Here is an 18,953-nt window from a genome sequence, read left to right as displayed (position 1 = left end):
TATTATTTTTTAAATATTTTTTTTATTTCAGAAAACCAGCTATCCTCATCTTCGACCCCATAACCATAAGCTTGTTTATAAGTTGAATAACCAGCTTTTTGAACTTTAATATCATTTACAATTAAGTAAAGGCTCTTAATTTTGTTGTTCTTTAATAAATCATTAACTATGTTTAGTTGAGATTTATAAGTGTATCCTTGCCTGGTTACATAAAATGTAAGGTCTGCATATCTTTCTAACATGAGTGCATCAGTAACTAAACCTACAGGTGCACAGTCCATAATTATATAATCAAATTCACTTTTTAAGTAATTTAACAAGGTGTCTAATTTACCATTCATTAGCAATTCCACCGGATTTGGCGGAATGGGGCCAGACGATATTAAAAAGCAGTTCTTGTTAAAGCTTAATGGCTTTAACAACCGCTTAAAATCAACATTAACATCCTCTGATATTGCATAATTTGTGAAACCGTTGTCAATAGTTAAACCAACGCTTTCAGACAGTTTAGGTTTTCTAAGATCCATTTCCATAAAAACCACTTTCTTATCACTTAAGGCCAAGGCACTTCCTAGGTTTAAAGACAAAAATGACTTTCCTTCGCCGCTCATACTTGAAGTAAAAAGCAATATATTAGGCTTGGATGCATCCAATACGAATTGCAAGTTTGTTCTCAAACCTCTAAACTGTTCAGAGATTACAGATCTGGAGTTTGTACCGGTAACCAAACTTTGCTTATCACTGTTATGTCCAATTTCTCCAAGTATAGGAGCACTGGTAATTCGTTCTATATCGTTTTTACTATCAATCCGTACGTTTAACAGTTCTTTTACAAACAGGTAAATAGATGGAAGCAGTACTCCGATAATAATTCCAACTAAATAAATAACAGATTTTTTAGGCTTAAACGGGTAAAAATCACTTTTTGCCATATCAACTATTCTCGAATTGGAAATTGTTGAATTTCTTGTTATAGCTGTTTCTTCTCGCTTTTGAAGCAAAAATAAATATAATTCTTGTTTTAAATTTTGCTGCCGTGAGAAATCCAGATAGTTGCGTTCTTTTCCCGGTAATTGTTTGAGTTGTCCTGTAAATCCAATATTTTGCTTTTGTAACTCGGCTCTACCTACCTGCAAACTTTGCTTGTAAGTTTGAATGTTGTTTAACAAGGTTAATCGCGCATTGTTGATTTGCTTATCGAGATTTTGTACAACAGGGTTCTGTTCTGTAAAAGACAAGGTCGCCCTATCCCTACTCAGCACTAAATCATTATAACTATTAATAGCTTGCCCGAATGACTGATCACTTGGATTAATTAGAGAACGGGGAATTATATTTTTATTTTTTGAATTATTCAAACGCCTTTCCAAGTCATTTATAATTGTTAGCTGCGTTTCTTGTTGTGCTAGTTTATCATAATATTCACTTGCACTGCTAACCAGTACTTTTGACTGCTCAGTTATATTGGCTATATTGTTTTGTGACTTATACTGCTCAAATTGTTTTTCAATGTTATTTAATTCTTTAGATACGAGCAAAATACGAGAGTCAATAAAAGCCATAGTACTGTCGGCAATTTGCTTTTCGTTTTGCAAGTTTGATTGCAAATAGATTTGCATGATACTATTCAATATAGCTTCGCCCTTTGCTGGATTGGGGTAGGTTAGAGATAGATCGATAGTTGTAGCTTGTTTATCGGACAACACTGCCGTGTAGTTTTTCGAGAAATTGTTTATTGCTACATCTTTAGACTCTACTGCAATTTGGTACAATTTAGAAAATTTCACGCCTTGCTTGTAACGTAGCAATAAATTATACTGGTTTAGCCGTACAACCTCTCCAAATTTGGCTTTTACGTTTAAATCATCTTTATCATTTAAAATAATAAATTTATTACCATCAATAACTTTAATATTATAAATCCTTGAATTAATTGTATCTGCTTTATACGCCAAGTTTACCGTAAACGGAGCTTCCTCAAATATTTCTTTCGATTTGAAACCATCTTTTACAAAGATTCTAACATTTAATTGCATGGCATCAACTGCTTTCTGCATTATAGTTCTAGACTTCAAGATTTGGATCTCATTATCTGCGCTACTTTTAACACTAAACAACGATCCAACACCGCCACCTAAACTGCCCCCCAAAGCACCTTGGGCACTGCTTTTGTCGTCCTTAACTATAATTTTACTAGAAACTAGCCAACTGGGAGACGCAAAATATGCGTAAACTACAGATAAAGCCAAGCACAAAATTATACTAGATACAAACCATACCCAGTTGTATATGACTTTCGCTATTATTTGTTTAATATCAATTACATCCCCGTCAGCACTTTTAGAATTTTCAAGCGCTGTGGGAGAGGAAGGGTAAAAATTCTGAGACATATAAAACTTAATTGTTCGTAGCGCTTACAACAATAGCAACTATTGAAATTAACAAACCACCGAGTGTGGTAAGGATGGTAATATTCCGGTTTTGTATGGCATCGGATGATGCTATTTTGGATTTGCTTGGCTCTACGTATATGTAGTCGTTTTGCCTCAGAAAAAAGTATGGTGAATTTAATACTTCACTCTTGCTCAAGTCAAGCCTAACAAGTTCACGTACGCCATTGTCACCTTGCCTAATTAATGCGACGTTTTCCCGCTTACCATAAACAGTCAAATCACCAGCTAACCCCAGTGCATCTAAGATATTTATCTTTTCATTAGAAACAACGTATGTACCTGGTTTCGTTACCTCACCTAAAATTGTTATTTTAAAATTAGCAAAACGCAAATTTACGGTTGGACTTTTGTAAAATTGGCTGGCTCTTTCTCTAACCACATCTCTGGCTTGTTCAGTGGTTAATCCTGAAAGCTGTATTTTACCAATAACAGGCATCTCAACATAACCCTTATTATCAACTAAATAGCCTGCAATATTTTGCCCACCGGTACTGCCTGCTGACGAAGCACCTATAGCTGCGTTCTGCACATTACCTTGTGCCAGCGTCTGTGTGGCTGCCGGATCAACTGTTTGAATATTAATTGACAAGATATCATCAGCCTGAATTTTAGGCTCCGTATACTTAACATCCGCCAATCTGGTTACTACAGTTGTATCGGATATATCTTTAAAATATTTAACGTTTTTTATAGAAGAACAAGACGAGATGATAAGTGGCAGACATGTGATATAACACCATTTAAAAAAAATCTTTTTATTTTTCAGAGGCACGGTAATAGCTTTTTAGGAAAATTAAATCTTCCAAAAATAGCATGTTTTTTTGAATAAACCGTAAAAAAATAAGGGGCGTTAAAACCCCTTATTTTTTTACGCCTGTTTTTTGACGTTAAATAGACTGGCTCTTTTTTAGTGCTGAACCTATCACTTGGTGCATATCATAGTACTTATATTCTGCCAAGCGTCCGCCAAATACAATGTGACTATCGGCTTTCGCTAAAGCTTCGTACTTTTTATAAATATCTGTGTTGTAAGCATCGTTTATTGGATAGTACGGTTCTTTTTCGGTATTCCACTCTTCAGGATATTCTTTGGTGATGACCGTTTTTGGCTGCGTGCCAAACTCAAAGTGCTTATGCTCTATTATGCGAGTGTAAGGTATGTGGCGTTCTGTATAATTTACCACAGCATTGCCTTGGTAATTGTCGGTATCCTTGGTTTGATGTTCAAACTTGAGGCTGCGATATTGCAATTGACCAAAGCGGTAATCATAAAACTCATCAATTTTTCCGGTAAAAACTATTTTGTCGGCTTGCGCATCCCATTCAGCGCGGCTGGCAAAGTAATCAACATTTAGTTTTACGTCGATTCCATCTAATAACCCTTCGGTCAGTTTATTGTAACCGCCAATAGGGATACCCTGGTATTTATCGTTAAAGTAATTATTATCGTAGGTAAAGCGTACCGGCAACCGTTTTATGATGAATGCAGGTAAGTCCTTAGCATCCCTGCCCCACTGCTTTTCGGTATAACCTTTTATAAGTTTGTAATAAATATCGGTACCTACTAACGATATAGCTTGCTCTTCGAGGTTTTGCGGGTTTGTAATGCCTGATTCGTCAATTTGAGTCTGAATGATGGCCTTAACTTCGTCGGGCGTTTTAACCTTCCATAATTGATAAAAGGTGTTCATATTGAACGGAAGATTGTACATCTCGTTCTCAAAAATAGCGAGCGGGCTATTAGTGTAACGGTTAAACTCTACGAAAGAGTTTACATAGTCCCAAATGGTCTTATCATTGGTGTGAAATATGTGAGCGCCATACTTATGGACATTAATGCCCTCCACGTTTTCGCAATAAATATTGCCCCCAAAATGATTGCGCTTGTCGATAATCAGACAACGTTTTCCTTTTTTTTTAGCTTCATGGGCAAACACTGCCCCAAACAATCCAGATCCTACTATTAGATAATCGTATGGTTTGCTCATTAAGTATTTTATTTTAATTGTTACAAATTTTTTAGTGAAACAGATACTTCACTTTGAGATTTAGCAAGAACTGTTAAAACTGTTGTAATAATTAAAAACCGACACTTAATGTTTTAAGGAATGGCAAAAATATTGTACAAATAAGAAAATTTAAGGGATAGCTTACAGCCTTCCAGAACTTGTGCTTGCCGGGAGGATACTTTTAATATCATATACAACGGCATGCTGATGACGTTTTAAAGCATTGATATCTAATGACAAAAGCTCTTTATGCGCAACAGCCAGAACAATAGCGTCATACTTGCCGCTTAGCTGGCTAAATTTATTAAAGGTCGTAATTCCATAATCACGCTTTACCTCTGCTGGGTCGGCCCATGGATCATACACTTCGCAATTGGTGTCATACTCTTGAAGTACCTTAACAATATCTACCACACGCGTATTGCGTACATCCGGGCAGTTCTCTTTAAATGTAAATCCCAACACTAATATACTAGCTTGTTTAACACCAATGTTATTCTTTATCATTAACTTAATCACCTCTTGGGCCACATAGGTTCCCATGCCGTCGTTAATGCGCCGACCTGCTAAAATAATTTCAGGGTGATACCCCACTTCCTGCGCTTTTTGCGCTAAGTAATATGGGTCAACACCGGTACAGTGCCCTCCTACCAATCCGGGTTTAAAATTTAAAAAATTCCATTTGGTGCCAGCTGCTTCTAAAACGGCCTGTGTATCAATATTCAAAATGTTAAATATCTTGGCTATTTCATTCACAAAAGCAATGTTTATATCACGTTGTGAGTTTTCGATTACTTTGCAGGCTTCTGCAACTTTAATACTGGGTGCCTTATGTGTGCCTGCTTTAATGATGGACCTGTATAGTGCATCTACATAATCGGCCACTTCGGGGGTTGAACCTGAGGTTACTTTAACAATACTGGTTAAAGTGTGTACTTTATCGCCCGGATTTATACGCTCGGGTGAGTAACCTGCGTAAAAGTTCTGATTAAACGTTAAGCCAGAAGTTTCCTCTAAAATAGGAATACAAATTTCTTCAGTTAGTCCTGGGTATACGGTTGATTCGTAGATAACTACATCTCCTTTCTTTAGTACCTTGCCAACGGTTTGGCTCGCCAATTTAATTAAGCCCAGGTCTGGCCTATTATGTCTGTCGGTTGGTGTCGGAACAGCTACAACATACACGTTACATTTTTGAATATGCTCAGGCGTTGATGTTAGGGATAAACCAACGCCCGGGTTTACATCAGTAATAACAGTTTTTAGTTCTAAATCTGTAATCTCATGAGTCCGGTCGAACCCGGCGCTTAATTCTGCAATTCTGGATAGCGATTTATCGAACCCAAACACCGGATATTTTTTGGCAAATTCAACTGCAAGTGGCAGGCCAACGTAGCCTAAGCCAATTATTGCAATGCAGGTATTACTCAGATCAGGCATTGCATCGCTGTTGCCAAGTTTGTAATCAATCATTATTTTAGTAACGCAGTGAGTAGATAATTTGCAAATATAAATTTAATTTGATGACACTTATACCGGCATCAGTATGATAGCTGCAACAAGCTTAGCATTGTGTAAAAATTAACTTTTAAAAAGAAGTACTTATATATTGTAAATTTCACTAACGCAATCGATTGCTCATTAACAATATGAGGTTAGTGTATTTTTTACATCAAAATTTATTTTATTTAAAGTAAGTAAATCCTACATTTAACCCCAACTTAACTTTAAAAAAGCCTATGAAATTAATTGCTGACGGCGGCTCAACTAAAACCAACTGGTGCTTGGTGAACGATGAAGGAAAAAAAGTATATTTCAATACAGAGGGCTACAACCCTTATTTTGTAAGTACTGAGTACATAATCGAATCATTAAACGCAAATCTGCCGTCTGACCTGCAAAAGGACATTCTAACCGAAGTGAATTATTACGGTGCCGGGTGTTCTACCGAAGAAAAACGTAAAGTAGTTCAGGGAGCTATGCAAAAAGTTTTTGTAAATGCTAAAGTAAATATTGGTCATGATTTGATGGCCGCTGCACGTGCATTGCTTGGCCACACAGAAGGATTTGCAGCAATATTAGGCACTGGCACCAACACATGTATTTATGACGGTAAAACTATCGCTCACAACATCGATTCGGGCGCCTATATTTTAGGAGACGAAGGCAGTGGATGTTATATTGGCAAAAAATTGCTGATTGACTATTTAAGAGGTTACATGCCTGAAGCGGTACGCAAAAACTTTTGGGATACCTATCATCTTACACCTGACGACGTTAACGAACAGGTGTACTCACAACCCCTTGCTAACCGCTTTTGTGCAGGTTTCAGCAAATTTGTTTATGATAACAATGTGCATTTGGAGTACACGCGCAATTTGGTAAAGACATCATTTGAAGATTTTTTCCGCAACTTGGTTACTCGCTATCCAAATTACCAAAACTATAGTTTTAACTGTATCGGATCAGTTGGCTATAATTTTAGGAACGTATTGGAAGAAGTAGTTACAGAGAACGGCATGAAGATGGGTAACATTATCCGTTCACCTATAGATAATTTGGTTAAGTTCCATCTTGAACTTGCTCCCAGCCAATTATAGTTTGCCGACAAGCATATAAAAAGAAAGCGCCGATTAAATCGGCGCTTTCTTTTTATTATTCGCTTATATGTCTACCCCTAACTCGTTTTGAAAAATTTTACTGTACTTGCGTCTGTCAAACTTGTATAGCTTTGCAGCCCTGAACGACACGTTTTTTTGCTTCTCATCCAGCTCCTTTAAAAATCCGTAGCTTAACATCTTTTTTCTAAAGTTACGCTTATCGAGTTTTTTATTCAAGATAGCCTCATACAATTGCTGCAATTGCGTTAAAGTAAATTTTTCGGGCAGTAGCTCATAGGCAATAGGCTGATAGCTTAACCGGCGACGCAGCTTATTAAAACCTGTTTTAAAAATTTCGGTATGGTCAAACGCCAACTTGGGCAAATCGCTAACGGTATGCCATAGTGCTTTTCTGGCCAATTGGCCCGGCCTAAGTTCTTTCTGACTGTCAATCCTGATCAGTGCATAATAAGCTACCGTTATAATACGGCCACGAGGGTGACGATTCACATCTCCAAATGTGTGGAATTGCTCCATGTGCAGGTTGTTCAGGCCGGTTAGCTCATGCAGTATGCGCTCAGCAGCCTCCTCAATTCCTTCATTATTTTGTACCAGGTTACCCGGAAGCGCTAACCAATCTTTAAACGGTTCGTCATTCCGCTCAATTAATAATATTTTCAATTCACCGGCTTCAAACCCAAATATCACGCAATCGATCGAGAATTCGGACTCAAATTTAACCAACTGTTCTTCCAAGGCCTTCAGTATTAAATAAATTAAAGCTTTAAGTTATAAAGGTAATTGTTATTCAGCTAAAATTAACTCCAATTTAGCAACTGCAACAATAATACATTTTTTAGATAATATGCAGATACGAGTGGCAAATTTTTAGTAAACAAAAGGCAATTTAAACCGGTTATAAAACGTTGGTGTAATTTTTACACGAAACCTTGGCAGATATTAGGTTGATAAGCCACCAAAGTTATTATATTTGCGCGCCAAAGTGCTTCATTTACATGCTTGCAGTAATATACAGTGGATCTAATTATGCTGATTGGCGTTTAGCCGATAAAGGCCGAACGGTAGCCTCATTTAAAACTGGCAGTATAAACCCGTTTTTTAATGATGAAAAGCATATCCTGCAACTGCTGAATAAGAATATTAACCTTATACACCATGCCGAGCAAATTAAGCGCATTTACTTTTTTGGTGCTGGTGTGCTGAACAAGCCGCTTCAAGAGCTGGTTTATAACAGCTTTTCCGCATTTTTTAAATATGCACGCGTGGTTATTGAGCATGATATGCAAGGTGCTGCTATAGCCTGTTGCAAGAGCCAGCCCGGCATAGTATGTATCTGTGGCAGCGGCACCAACTCAGCTTGGTTCGACGGCAAGAAGATTAAACCCAACAATTACGGTTTAGGCTATATCCTGGCTGATGAGGGTTCGGGTAATTGGTTGGGTAAACAACTCATTAAAGCATACCTTAATGAAACTTTGCCCGAAAACTTGCGAAAAAAATTTATAAAGCGCTATGATGCAGACCGAAGGCTGCTTTTGGAAAAAGTTTATCACCAGCGGCAGCCTGCTTTATACCTAAGTTCAATGGCCGACTTCTTTGTGGATAACCAAACCGATAGTTATATTCAGAACGTCATTACCAGGGGCTTTGACCTCATGATAAACACCTATGTGCTACCTTTAAAAGAGCAATACCCGGATGCTGAGGTGCATTTTGCTGGATCGGTGGCTGCCGGTTTCAAAGCCCAGTTAGAACAAGCGGCGGCAAAAGCCGGCGTTCAAATTGCTTACATTTTAAAAGAACCTATAAACAATTTATTAAATTATTACGCTAATAAAAATTAGAAACACATGAAAATAGGAATTAACGGATTCGGCCGTATTGGTCGGTTAGCTTTTAGGGCCGCTATACAGAGAGCCGATATTGAGATAGTAGGAATCAATGACCTGGTTGAACCAGACTATATGGCTTATATGCTTAAGTATGACTCAACCCATGGTAGGTTTGACGGTACTATCGAAGTAAAAGATGGTAACCTGGTAGTAAATGGTCAAACCATTCGTGTAACTGCCGAAAAAGATCCGGCTAACTTGAAATGGAATGAAGTTGGCGCTGAAGTAATAATCGAATCAACTGGTTTATTCTTAACTCAGGAATCAGCTCAGAAACACCTTGATGCTGGCGCTAAAAAAGTGGTGATGTCAGCTCCGGCAAAAGACGATACGCCTACTTTCGTTATGGGTGTTAACCACAAAGAGCTTAAAGCTGAGCAAAACATTGTATCAAACGCATCATGTACTACAAACTGTCTGGCTCCAATTGCCAAGGTATTAAATGATAAGTTTGGTATTGAAGAAGGCTTGATGAGCACGATCCATGCGGTTACTGCCACTCAGAAAACAGTTGACGGCCCGTCGGCAAAAGACTGGAGAGGCGGCCGTGGCGCTTATCAAAACATCATCCCTTCATCAACTGGTGCTGCTAAAGCAGTATCATTGGTTATTCCTGCCCTTAAAGGCAAATTAACCGGCATGTCTTTCCGTGTGCCTGTGGCCGACGTATCTGTTGTTGATTTAACCGTACGGTTAAGAGAAAACACTTCTTATGATGACATTAAAGCTGCCATGAAAGAAGCTTCTGAAGGCGAATTAAAAGGCATTTTAGGTTATACTGAAGATGAAGTAGTATCCGAAGACTTTAAAGGCGATGCACGCACATCAATCTTTGATGCTAAAGCCGGTATTGCACTGAACGGAAACTTTGTTAAAGTAGTATCATGGTACGATAACGAGTGGGGTTATTCAAACAAATTGATTGACCTAGTTCAGGAACTTGGTAAATTATAATTGTGTATATAAAGCAAAAAAGCCAGGCAAATCGTCTGGCTTTTTTTTGCTTTATAAATTATAAAATACCTGGTTATCCGCTTCAAGCACACTCAAGTCAGGCATCTCATTAAATATCCCAAATACTGAAGCTCCACTCCCACTCATACTGGCGTATAGTGCTCCGGCATTGTATAATACTTCTTTAATCAGCCTGATGACCGGGTAGGCCTCAAATATGTGATTTTCAAAATCGTTTGTTATGGTGCGCTTCCATTCATTGATAGGTTGCTGAATCAACTCCCTCACTGACACTTGAGGTGCCGCCGGTTTAATTCCACCGTAGGCCTCGGCCGTAGATACATGTACTGATGGCATAACTAATACTATGTGGTACGCCGATAAGTCCAGTTTTACCGGTTCGAAACGGTCGCCCTTCTCAAAAGCATAAACGGGTTTGTTTTTTATGAAAAAAGCACAGTCGGCACCAAGCTGCCGTGCATAGTTCATCATATCATCTTCGTTCAAGCTTAAATTAAAAGTTTCATTCATCACCTTAATAAAAAAAGCGGCATCAGCTGAGCCCCCGCCCAAACCGGCGCCAATAGGTATATGCTTATGCAAATGGATGCTTACCGGTGGCATATTAAAATCGCGATTTATTAAACGGTAAGCTTGAAGGCACAGGTTGCTGCCATTATTTCCCGGAATAGGAATGCCCGATGACTGAAAATTAAGCTCCTTGCTTTCAATCACTTCTAGCGCATCCTTTATCATCAGTGGATAAAAAACTGTTTCTAAGTTATGGTATCCATCCGGGCGGCGCTCAGTAATATGAAGCCCTATATTAATTTTAGCGTTTGGGAATACGATCATGAATGTTGATATACGGTTGAATTTTGCACATTAGTAGGAAAGCCAAAATAGATTAATTTTCTTTGTAACCGCAAGCGTTTAAACATTGTTGTTTTTGCGCGGCTTTTAAATTATGAAACAATATCTCGACCTGATGCGCCATGTGTTGGAGAATGGCGCTCAAAAGCACGACCGTACCGGAACAGGCACCATCAGCGTTTTTGGGTACCAAATGCGCTTTAATTTAAAGGATGGCTTTCCGTTGGTAACTACAAAAAAGCTGCACCTTAAATCTATTATACACGAGCTTATTTGGTTTTTAAGTGGCGATACCAACATTAAATATTTAAAAGAGAACGGCGTACGCATTTGGGATGAGTGGGCCGACGCCGAAGGCAACCTTGGCCCAGTTTATGGCTACCAGTGGCGCTCATGGCCTACGCCCGATGGCCGGCACATTGACCAGATAAGCCAGGTGGTAAAAACACTGAAAACTAATCCAGATTCGCGCCGCATTATGGTATCGGCATGGAACGTGGCCGATGTTGACCAAATGGCGCTTCCACCCTGCCATAGCTTGTTTCAATTTTATGTGGAGCCAGCCGACATTAAAAAGGGTGAAACACGGGGCAAATTGTCTTGCCAGTTGTACCAGCGCAGTGCCGATATATTTTTAGGAGTACCGTTTAACATTGCTTCGTACGCCTTGCTTACTATGATGGTAGCCCAGGTTTGTGACCTTGATTATGGCGACTTTATACATACGTTTGGCGATGCCCATATCTATAACAACCATTTGGAGCAGGTTGACCTGCAGCTTAGCCGCGAACCCAGGCCATTACCTACTATGCACATCAATCCTGAAGTAAAGGACATCTTTGACTTTAAATTTGAAGATTTTACGTTAGAAAATTATAATCCCTGGCCGCATATTAAAGGTGCAGTAGCCGTATAAAACTATTTATGAAACCTAAAATAATTATCACGGTTGCAATATCAGAGAACAACGCCATTGGAAAAAACAATCAGTTGCTTTGGCATTTGCCTAATGATTTGAAACACTTTAAGGATATTACAAGCGGGCACACAGTAATTATGGGGCGCAAAACGTTTGATTCGGTTGGTAAACCATTGCCCAAGCGCCGTAATATTGTGATTACCCGCCAAGATATTGAAATTCCGGGATGTGAGGTTGTTAATTCTTTAGATGCAGCTATAGCGTTAGGTGCTAATGAACCCGAGCTGCATATTGTTGGCGGTGCCGAAATTTATAAACAGGCTATACCTATAACAGATATATTAAATTTAACTATTGTGCATCAAGTGTTTGAGGCCGATACATTTTTTCCGGAAATAAATATGACTGAATGGGAAGAAGTAGGTCGGGAAGATTATCAAGCCGATGAAAAAAATGCGCTTCCTTACTCCTTCATCACCTTAAAGCGGCGCTAACAACACAGCCATTTATTTTGTTTTAATTAAAGTCTTTCCCTTACGAAATTTTATTAGATTTGCCGTCTTATTTTCAAAGCTTATAAATTAATTTACACATAGACTACACCATGCAAGGTAAAGGGGTTATTAAATTTTTTGCTGTATTAGTGGCGCTTGTTTGCTTGTACCAGCTTTCGTTCACCTGGGTAACCAAAAAGGTAGAAGATGATGCCAGGGCTTATGCTAAAGGCAACCCGGAAAAAGAAAAAGCTTACTTAGATTCTATTTCAAATAAACCGGTTTATCCGCTGTTTGGCCATGACTATCAGTATTGTAAAAACAATGAGCTGGCCTTAGGTTTGGATCTAAAAGGCGGTATGAACGTTACCATGCAGATCTCTTTGAGTGAGCTGATCCGTACGTTGGCCAACAATAATCCGGATGTTACCTTTAATCAGGCTTTGCACAATGCAGATGTAATTGCAAAAACAAGCCCTGAAAACTACATCGATATTTTTATGCGCGAGTATAAAAAGATTAGTCCTAACGGCAAGTTAGCACCTATTTTTTCTACACAGGCTAACCAAAGCAACTTAAAATTTGATGCCAGCAACAGCCAGGTTGAATCTTATTTACGCGAGCAATCAAACACTGCCGTTACCCAATCATTTAACATCCTGCGCAGCCGCATTGATAAATTTGGCGTAACCTCTCCTAACATTCAGCAGCAAGCAGGTAACCGCATCTTAATTGAGTTACCAGGCGTGTCTGAATCCAGCAAAGAGCGTGTACGTAAATTGCTGCAAGGCTCAGCTAAACTGGAGTTTTATGCTACATATGATAATACTGAAGTTGCACAATTACTGTTCAACATCAACGGTATAATAGCAGCCAAAAACAAATCAACAGCTAAAAAAGATACTACTGCAACCGCAGCTACAGCAGTTGCCGATACGGCTAAAAAAGGTGGTTCATTGTTAAGCAAGGTTAAGCAAAACTCGGCTAAGGATACTTCAGCTGCGTCATTGAAAAACAAAAGCCAGCTAACAGAAACACTTCCTTTATTGTCTATACTACAACCTAACGCAGGGCAAAGTGCAAACGGCATGCAGCCATACCCTGGTCCGGTTGTGGGTTACTCGTTGATAAAAGATACTGCTAAAGTAAATTCATATTTAAACAGTCCAGACGTTAAGGCAGTTATCCCAAGAAACATGAAGTTACTTTGGGCAGCTAAACCTAACGAAGGTGGCACAAAGGCTCTTTCTTTATACGCCATTAAGCTTTCAGGTGCAGAAAATGGTCCGGTTTTAAGCGGTGAAGTTATTACCGATGCCAAAAGTGATTTAAATCAAACTAAAGGGGGCTACGAGGTTTCTATGGCAATGAACTCCGATGGTGCTAAAACCTGGAGACGTGCTACTGCTGAAGCTGCCGGTAACCCTACCGATCCTAATGATAACCGCTCAATCGCCATTGTACTCGACGAGAACGTGGTATCTGCTCCACGGGTAGATAATGAGATTGCTGGTGGCCAGTCCTCAATCAGCGGTAACTTTACTCAGGATGAAACTAAAGACTTAGCTAATGCATTAAAGGCTGGTCGTTTGCCTGCTCCTGCTCGTATTGTGTCTGAAGATATCGTTGGTCCGTCATTAGGTCAGGAAGCGATCAACAACGGTTTAGTATCGTGTGGTGTTGGTTTGATTGTAGTATTGTTATTCATGATACTTTATTACAATAACTCAGGTGTAGTTGCCGACATTGCAGTGTTTGTAAACGTTTTCTTCCTGATGGGTGTATTAACCAGCATACATGCCGTATTAACGTTACCTGGTATTGCCGGTATCGTGTTAATTTTAGGTATATCGGTTGATGCTAACGTACTTATTTATGAACGTGTTAGAGAGGAACTTGCTTCTGGTAAATCTAAACGTTTAGCCATTGCAGATGGTTACAAACATGCCTTGTCTTCAATTCTCGATTCCCAAATCAGTAGCTTCCTTACCGGTTTAATCCTATTCATTTTTGGTACAGGGCCAATACAAGGTTTTGCTACTACCTTGATGATCGGTATCCTGACATCATTGTTCTGTTCTTTGTTAATCTCACGTTTAATATTTGAATGGATGCTGGATAAAGACATGAATATTAAATTTTCGAATGCATGGAGCTCTAACTTATTTAAGGGTGCCAACTATGCGTTCGTAAAAAACCGTTTCAGATTCTATGCTTTCTCAGGTATATTTATTTTGGCCGGTATAATCTCTATGTTTACACGTGGATTTAGCTACGGCGTAGATTTCCAGGGTGGCCGCAGTTACGTTGTACGTTTCGATAAAACGCTGACTACCCAAGATGTTCGGAGTGCTATCGACAACACGCTGGGCAAAGGTAAATCAGAAGTTAAATCTTTCGGTTCGGGTAACCAGGTACGTATTACTACCAACTACCTGATAGAAGATAACACCACGGTTGCTGATAATAAAGTTGAAAGCACGCTGCGTAAGGGTTTAAGCCAGGTTTCTCCTACCTTTAAAATCATGAGCTCGCAAAAAGTTGGGCCAACTATCGCTAATGATATCAAAACATCGGCGATATGGACTGTAATTTTTGCTATCCTCGTTATATCCGCTTATATCTTAATCCGGTTCCGCAGATGGCAGTTCAGTTTAGGCGCCATGGTGGCTACGGCACACGATGCGTTGCTGGTATTATCGTTCTTCTCTCTGTTCAACGGTGTGTTACCTTTTGCATTGGATATAGATCAGGCATTTATTGCAGCTATCTTAACTGTAATAGGTTACTCCATTAACGATACTGTGGTTGTGTTTGACCGTATCCGCGAGTTCCTTAACCTGCACCATGCCAAGACCGATGATCCGGCTGTAGTAGTTAACCAGGCTATTAATAGTACACTAAGCCGTACCATTATTACTGCTTTAACTGTTATCTTTGTGCTCATCGTATTATTTATATTCGGTGGTGATGTGATCCGCGGATTCTCGTTTGCCTTATTGGTGGGTGTGTGCTTTGGTACCTACTCATCCATTTGTGTGGCAACACCGGTAATGCTCGATTTTGGCGGCAAGAAGCTCAACTAAAATTTCATTATAAATTTTTATAAAAGGCTTCAAAGAACATTTGAAGCCTTTTTTGTTATACAAACAGACATCAACCTTACACGCAAATTGTTTAAAGAACATGGATGCAAAACAAAACACAAAATTTCCACTGGTAGTAATAGTAGGCGGTGGCTTCGGCGGTATTGAGCTGGCCAAACACCTGGCTAAAGAGCCGGTTGAAATATTATTACTTGATAAGCATAACTATCACTCATTCCCTCCCCTGTTATACCAGGTGGCTACCGGAAGCCTGGAGTGTGAAGCTATAGCCTTTTCATTGAGAAAGAACTTTGAGGGGCAAAAAAATCTGCGTTTTAGGGTTGCCGAGGTTACCGCAGTAAATACAGAGAACAACTACCTTGAAACGACCATTGGCGAGATAGCTTATGACTACCTGGTAATGGCCACCGGATCGACTACCAACTTTTTTGGCAATAAAGACATTGAGCATTATGCCATGCCTATGAAGACCATACCTGAGGCGCTAAACCTGCGGTATATGTTTTTACAGAATTTGGAGCAAGCGGTAATAGCTCCCACTAAAGAGGAACGCGACCCATACGTTACTTTTGTAATGGTTGGAGCGGGCCCAACGGGTGTTGAACTTGCCGGTTCTTTTGCCGAATTACGTAATCATGTATTAAGCAAGGATTACCCGGAGCTGCGCAAAGAGGATATGAAAGTTTATCTGGTCGACTTTTTACCAAAGGTTTTAGGTCCAATGTCTGACGAGGCTTCAAAAAAAGCGCAGGAGTTTTTAGAGAAGATGGGCGTTGAAGTACTGCTTAACGTAAAGGTTGCCAGCTATGACGGTACGGAGTTGAAATTTGAAGACGGACGGGTTATACGGACCAAAAACGTAGTATGGTCGGCAGGTGTAATGGGTGTTGTGCCACAGGGTATTGCTAAAGAGAACCTGGTGCGCGGCAACCGCATCAAAACCGATGAAATTTGCCGTGTGGTAGGTACAACCAACGTATTTGCCATTGGCGACGTAGGTGCTTCGGTAACAGAAGCAACACCTAATGGTCACCCCGGTGTTGCGCAAGTAGCCATTCAGCAGGGAAAAAAGCTGGCAGAGAACTTGTCGCACTTGGTTAAAGGTGAACCAACCGAGCCATTCAAATATAAAGACTTGGGATCAATGGCAACCATTGGCCGCAATAAGGCAGTTGCCGATTTAGGTAAAATTAAACTGAGCGGCTTTTTTGCATGGTTAATTTGGATGTTTGTGCATTTGATATCACTGTTGGGCTTCCGTAATAAAGTTATCACTTTCATCAACTGGCTGGGTAGCTATGTTACCTACAATGGCGGCACACGCTTAATTATACGTCGTTACGTACGCGAGGTTGCTCCGGAGGCTGCAGCCGCAGCACAGCTGCCTAAAACAGACTAATGACTATTTAAGTAAAAAAGAAAGGTTGGAAATGCAGGTTAATTTTACTAACCTGCGTTTCCAACCTTTTATCATTTAACGGCATTCCAATTAGAGGAGTAGGACTTCGTCCTATCTCTTTAAAACCATTTTATAATGCTTAATACCGGCCTCTTCAAATTCGGGCCCAATTTTAACGAAGTTAAACTTTTCATATAATGATACCGCCTGGATTTGCGCATGCAGGTATACGTTATCAACCTCTGCCGGTAAGTCGTTTAACACGGCTTGTACAAGCGCTTGTCCTACTCCCTGCCCTCTATAATCTTTTAGCACCGCAAAACGCTCCAGCTTAACCCCTTTATCGGTTTTGCGCCAACGCGATGCTCCTGCAGGAGTATTATTAACTGTAGCTAAAAAATGGTTTGACTGATCTTCAAACTCGTGCTCCAACTGAGGCGGACAATTTTGCTCAACCACAAAAACCTCATGGCGTATGGCAAATACTTTTTCCAGATCGTTCTGTTCGGTTACCTTACTTACTTTTACTTCTCGAATCATTTATACGTTGTGTAGTATGTTTTGATCTTTCTGATTTACTTTCGTGATTTAAGTTAGCAGCGTCAATAGTATGTGTACAACCTAAGTCATCCTCCGTTTTAGCAAGTTCAGATAGTCGCACGTAAAATTTATGAATCTGCTCCAGCTCATGCTCGCTCAGGTCTTCGATATTCACCATACGATTACTGGCACCTTCCATTGCAGCTATTAACTCATTAAGCTTCAAATGCAGGGCTCTCGAATCCTTGTTTTGCGCTTTTTGGATAAGAAACACCATTAAAAAGGTTATTATAGTAGTACCGGTGTTGATAACCAGCTGCCAGGTTTCAGAAAAATGAAACACCGGGCCACTGGCACCCCAAACTATTACAACCAGGGCAGCTAATATAAATGCCCCTGAACTACCTGTTGCAGTAGTTGCCCAATTGGCAAACTGCTCCATAAAACTGCTTTTCTTTTTAGACATGATCGGCTGATATATTTAAAGTAAATATCATAAAAAAGCGCCGGTACTTATAGGTACAGACGCTTTCCTTTAAGTTTATACAGTAATTACAGTTTGCTGTTTACGTCAAGACAATTCAAATCGGCAAAAGCCTGAGTTAAACGCTTAACAAAGTTCTCTTCACCCTTGCGTAACCAAACACGTGGATCGTAATACTTTTTATTAGGTGAATCTTCGCCTTCAGGATTACCGATCTGCGATTGAAGGTAACCTTCTTTAGATTTGTAGAAATCTTTTATGCCTTCCCAGAAAGCCCACTGCATGTCAGTGTCAATATTCATTTTAATGGCACCGTAAGAGATGGCTTCGCGAATTTCTTCCTGACTTGAACCAGAACCGCCGTGAAACACAAAGTTGATTGGCTTTTCGGTCTCAATATTGTGTTTCTTCTTTAAAAACTCCTGAGAGTTATGTAAAATAACTGGTTGTAACTTGACGTTGCCTGGTTTGTAAACACCATGCACATTACCAAATGCAGCAGCTACCGTAAAGCGCGGGCTAACAGCCGATAAGTGCTCGTATGCATAAGCAACTTCCTCAGGCTGGGTATATAAACGCGAACTGTCAACATCGCTGTTATCCACGCCATCTTCCTCGCCACCGGTTACACCCAGCTCAATTTCAATAGTCATGTTCATTTTGGCCATGCGAGCCAAGTATTGAGCTGAAATTTCAATATTTTCTTCTATTGGCTCTTCAGATAGATCGAGCATATGTGAAGAGAAAAGGGGCTTACCAGTTTCAGCAAAATGCTTTTCACCGTGTTCTAACAAGCCGTCAATCCACGGTAATAATTTTTTAGCAGCGTGATCGGTGTGCAGAATTACGGCTACACCATAGTGTTCTGCTAACAAGTGTACGTGTTTGGCTGCAGATACGCCGCCTAAAATGCATGCCTGCAGTTTCGAATTATCAAGTGATTTACCGGCATAAAATTGTGCGCCGCCGTTTGACAATTGTATAATAACAGGTGAGTTAACTGCTTTGGCTGTTTCCATAACGGCATTAATAGAGTTAGTGCCAATTACGTTAACAGCAGGCAAAGCAAACTGATGCTTCTTTGCTGCCTCAAACATTTCCTGCACCTGATCACCGTGCAAAACGCCTTTATAATTTTTTAAATCCATATGCGAATGTATGTTTATGCTACGAATGTATAAATTTATATAAGTGATTTGAAATGTATT

16 protein-coding genes are annotated in these 18,953 nt (G+C 39.7%); 7 read left to right on the top strand and 9 right to left on the bottom strand.

Going from position 1 to position 18,953, the window contains the following annotated elements; all coding sequences use genetic code 11:
* Positions 1-2: 2 nt before the first annotated feature.
* The 4 genes from ABDD94_RS10815 to ABDD94_RS10800 form a co-directional block, all read right to left on the bottom strand.
* Positions 3-2,390, bottom strand: coding sequence for a polysaccharide biosynthesis tyrosine autokinase (locus tag ABDD94_RS10815; protein WP_345955881.1), 2,388 nt, complete (start codon positions 2,388-2,390; stop codon positions 3-5).
* Between the two features lie 7 nt (positions 2,391-2,397).
* Positions 2,398-3,225 (bottom strand): polysaccharide biosynthesis/export family protein, encoded by an 828-nt coding sequence (locus tag ABDD94_RS10810; RefSeq protein WP_345955880.1) that lies wholly within the window; start codon positions 3,223-3,225, stop codon positions 2,398-2,400.
* Positions 3,226-3,340: 115 nt separating this feature from the next.
* Positions 3,341-4,441 (bottom strand): UDP-galactopyranose mutase, encoded by a 1,101-nt coding sequence (glf, locus tag ABDD94_RS10805; RefSeq protein WP_345955879.1) that lies wholly within the window; start codon positions 4,439-4,441, stop codon positions 3,341-3,343.
* A gap of 162 nt (positions 4,442-4,603) precedes the next feature.
* Positions 4,604-5,935 (bottom strand): nucleotide sugar dehydrogenase, encoded by a 1,332-nt coding sequence (locus ABDD94_RS10800; protein WP_345955878.1) that lies wholly within the window; start codon positions 5,933-5,935, stop codon positions 4,604-4,606.
* A 266-nt stretch (positions 5,936-6,201) separates the two neighbouring features.
* On the opposite strand from ABDD94_RS10800, the gene ABDD94_RS10795 reads away from it, so the two are divergent.
* Positions 6,202-7,062 carry an N-acetylglucosamine kinase gene (locus ABDD94_RS10795; protein WP_345947515.1) on the top strand — a complete coding sequence of 287 codons (861 nt, stop codon included), beginning with the start codon at positions 6,202-6,204 and terminating at the stop codon, positions 7,060-7,062.
* A gap of 63 nt (positions 7,063-7,125) precedes the next feature.
* Here ABDD94_RS10795 and ABDD94_RS10790 read toward each other — a convergent pair whose 3' ends face one another.
* On the bottom strand, positions 7,126-7,818 hold the full coding sequence (locus ABDD94_RS10790; RefSeq protein ID WP_345947516.1) for an NUDIX domain-containing protein: 693 nt from the start codon (positions 7,816-7,818) through the stop codon (positions 7,126-7,128).
* Positions 7,819-8,078: 260 nt separating this feature from the next.
* Here ABDD94_RS10790 and ABDD94_RS10785 point away from each other — a divergent pair, with 260 nt between their 5' ends.
* Both ABDD94_RS10785 and gap read left to right on the top strand, forming a co-directional pair.
* On the top strand, positions 8,079-8,927 hold the full coding sequence (locus tag ABDD94_RS10785; protein WP_345947517.1) for a hypothetical protein: 849 nt from the start codon (positions 8,079-8,081) through the stop codon (positions 8,925-8,927).
* A 6-nt stretch (positions 8,928-8,933) separates the two neighbouring features.
* On the top strand, positions 8,934-9,929 hold the full coding sequence (gene gap / locus ABDD94_RS10780) for a type I glyceraldehyde-3-phosphate dehydrogenase (RefSeq protein WP_345947518.1): 996 nt from the start codon (positions 8,934-8,936) through the stop codon (positions 9,927-9,929).
* Between the two features lie 51 nt (positions 9,930-9,980).
* Here the strand turns inward: gap and ispE are convergent, their stop codons facing one another.
* A complete protein-coding gene (ispE, locus tag ABDD94_RS10775; protein ID WP_345955877.1) occupies positions 9,981-10,784 on the bottom strand; it encodes a 4-(cytidine 5'-diphospho)-2-C-methyl-D-erythritol kinase in 804 nt (267 codons plus the stop codon).
* 112 nt (positions 10,785-10,896) lie between these two features.
* Here ispE and ABDD94_RS10770 point away from each other — a divergent pair, with 112 nt between their 5' ends.
* From ABDD94_RS10770 to ABDD94_RS10755, 4 genes are all read left to right on the top strand, one after another.
* The gene (locus ABDD94_RS10770) at positions 10,897-11,718 is read left to right on the top strand and encodes a thymidylate synthase (RefSeq protein WP_345955876.1); all 822 of its coding nucleotides are present in this window, start codon (positions 10,897-10,899) and stop codon (positions 11,716-11,718) included.
* An 8-nt stretch (positions 11,719-11,726) separates the two neighbouring features.
* On the top strand, positions 11,727-12,215 hold the full coding sequence (locus ABDD94_RS10765) for a dihydrofolate reductase (RefSeq protein WP_345955875.1): 489 nt from the start codon (positions 11,727-11,729) through the stop codon (positions 12,213-12,215).
* Between the two features lie 110 nt (positions 12,216-12,325).
* Positions 12,326-15,301 carry a protein translocase subunit SecDF gene (secDF, locus tag ABDD94_RS10760; RefSeq protein WP_345947522.1) on the top strand — a complete coding sequence of 992 codons (2,976 nt, stop codon included), beginning with the start codon at positions 12,326-12,328 and terminating at the stop codon, positions 15,299-15,301.
* A gap of 100 nt (positions 15,302-15,401) precedes the next feature.
* Positions 15,402-16,721, top strand: coding sequence for an NAD(P)/FAD-dependent oxidoreductase (locus tag ABDD94_RS10755; protein ID WP_345947523.1), 1,320 nt, complete (start codon positions 15,402-15,404; stop codon positions 16,719-16,721).
* 111 nt (positions 16,722-16,832) lie between these two features.
* Here ABDD94_RS10755 and ABDD94_RS10750 read toward each other — a convergent pair whose 3' ends face one another.
* From ABDD94_RS10750 to fbaA, 3 genes are all read right to left on the bottom strand, one after another.
* Positions 16,833-17,261 carry a GNAT family N-acetyltransferase gene (locus ABDD94_RS10750; protein WP_345947524.1) on the bottom strand — a complete coding sequence of 143 codons (429 nt, stop codon included), beginning with the start codon at positions 17,259-17,261 and terminating at the stop codon, positions 16,833-16,835.
* A complete protein-coding gene (locus tag ABDD94_RS10745) occupies positions 17,236-17,727 on the bottom strand; it encodes a low affinity iron permease family protein (RefSeq protein ID WP_345947525.1) in 492 nt (163 codons plus the stop codon). Before ABDD94_RS10745 ends, ABDD94_RS10750 begins: the two co-directional genes overlap by 26 nt.
* 86 nt (positions 17,728-17,813) lie before the next feature.
* On the bottom strand, positions 17,814-18,893 hold the full coding sequence (gene fbaA / locus ABDD94_RS10740) for a class II fructose-bisphosphate aldolase (protein WP_345955874.1): 1,080 nt from the start codon (positions 18,891-18,893) through the stop codon (positions 17,814-17,816).
* Positions 18,894-18,953 lie beyond the last annotated feature (60 nt).

This window comes from Mucilaginibacter sp. PAMB04168 (assembly GCF_039634365.2).
In the GTDB taxonomy this organism is placed as follows: domain Bacteria; phylum Bacteroidota; class Bacteroidia; order Sphingobacteriales; family Sphingobacteriaceae; genus Mucilaginibacter.
The sequence above is the reverse complement of the archived record's forward strand: the minus strand, read 5'-3'. Positions and strand labels throughout refer to the sequence as shown.

Coding starts and splice junctions, on each gene's coding strand:
- ABDD94_RS10815 (WP_345955881.1), bottom strand. CDS start 2,390: ATGTCTCAGAATTTTTACCCTTCCTCTCCCACAGCGCTTGAAAATTCT.
- glf (WP_345955879.1), bottom strand. CDS start 4,441: ATGAGCAAACCATACGATTATCTAATAGTAGGATCTGGATTGTTTGGG.
- ABDD94_RS10800 (WP_345955878.1), bottom strand. CDS start 5,935: ATGATTGATTACAAACTTGGCAACAGCGATGCAATGCCTGATCTGAGT.
- ABDD94_RS10795 (WP_345947515.1), top strand. CDS start 6,202: ATGAAATTAATTGCTGACGGCGGCTCAACTAAAACCAACTGGTGCTTG.
- ABDD94_RS10785 (WP_345947517.1), top strand. CDS start 8,079: ATGCTTGCAGTAATATACAGTGGATCTAATTATGCTGATTGGCGTTTA.
- gap (WP_345947518.1), top strand. CDS start 8,934: ATGAAAATAGGAATTAACGGATTCGGCCGTATTGGTCGGTTAGCTTTT.
- ispE (WP_345955877.1), bottom strand. CDS start 10,784: ATGATCGTATTCCCAAACGCTAAAATTAATATAGGGCTTCATATTACT.
- ABDD94_RS10770 (WP_345955876.1), top strand. CDS start 10,897: ATGAAACAATATCTCGACCTGATGCGCCATGTGTTGGAGAATGGCGCT.
- ABDD94_RS10765 (WP_345955875.1), top strand. CDS start 11,727: ATGAAACCTAAAATAATTATCACGGTTGCAATATCAGAGAACAACGCC.
- secDF (WP_345947522.1), top strand. CDS start 12,326: ATGCAAGGTAAAGGGGTTATTAAATTTTTTGCTGTATTAGTGGCGCTT.
- ABDD94_RS10755 (WP_345947523.1), top strand. CDS start 15,402: ATGGATGCAAAACAAAACACAAAATTTCCACTGGTAGTAATAGTAGGC.
- ABDD94_RS10750 (WP_345947524.1), bottom strand. CDS start 17,261: ATGATTCGAGAAGTAAAAGTAAGTAAGGTAACCGAACAGAACGATCTG.
- ABDD94_RS10745 (WP_345947525.1), bottom strand. CDS start 17,727: ATGTCTAAAAAGAAAAGCAGTTTTATGGAGCAGTTTGCCAATTGGGCA.
- fbaA (WP_345955874.1), bottom strand. CDS start 18,893: ATGGATTTAAAAAATTATAAAGGCGTTTTGCACGGTGATCAGGTGCAG.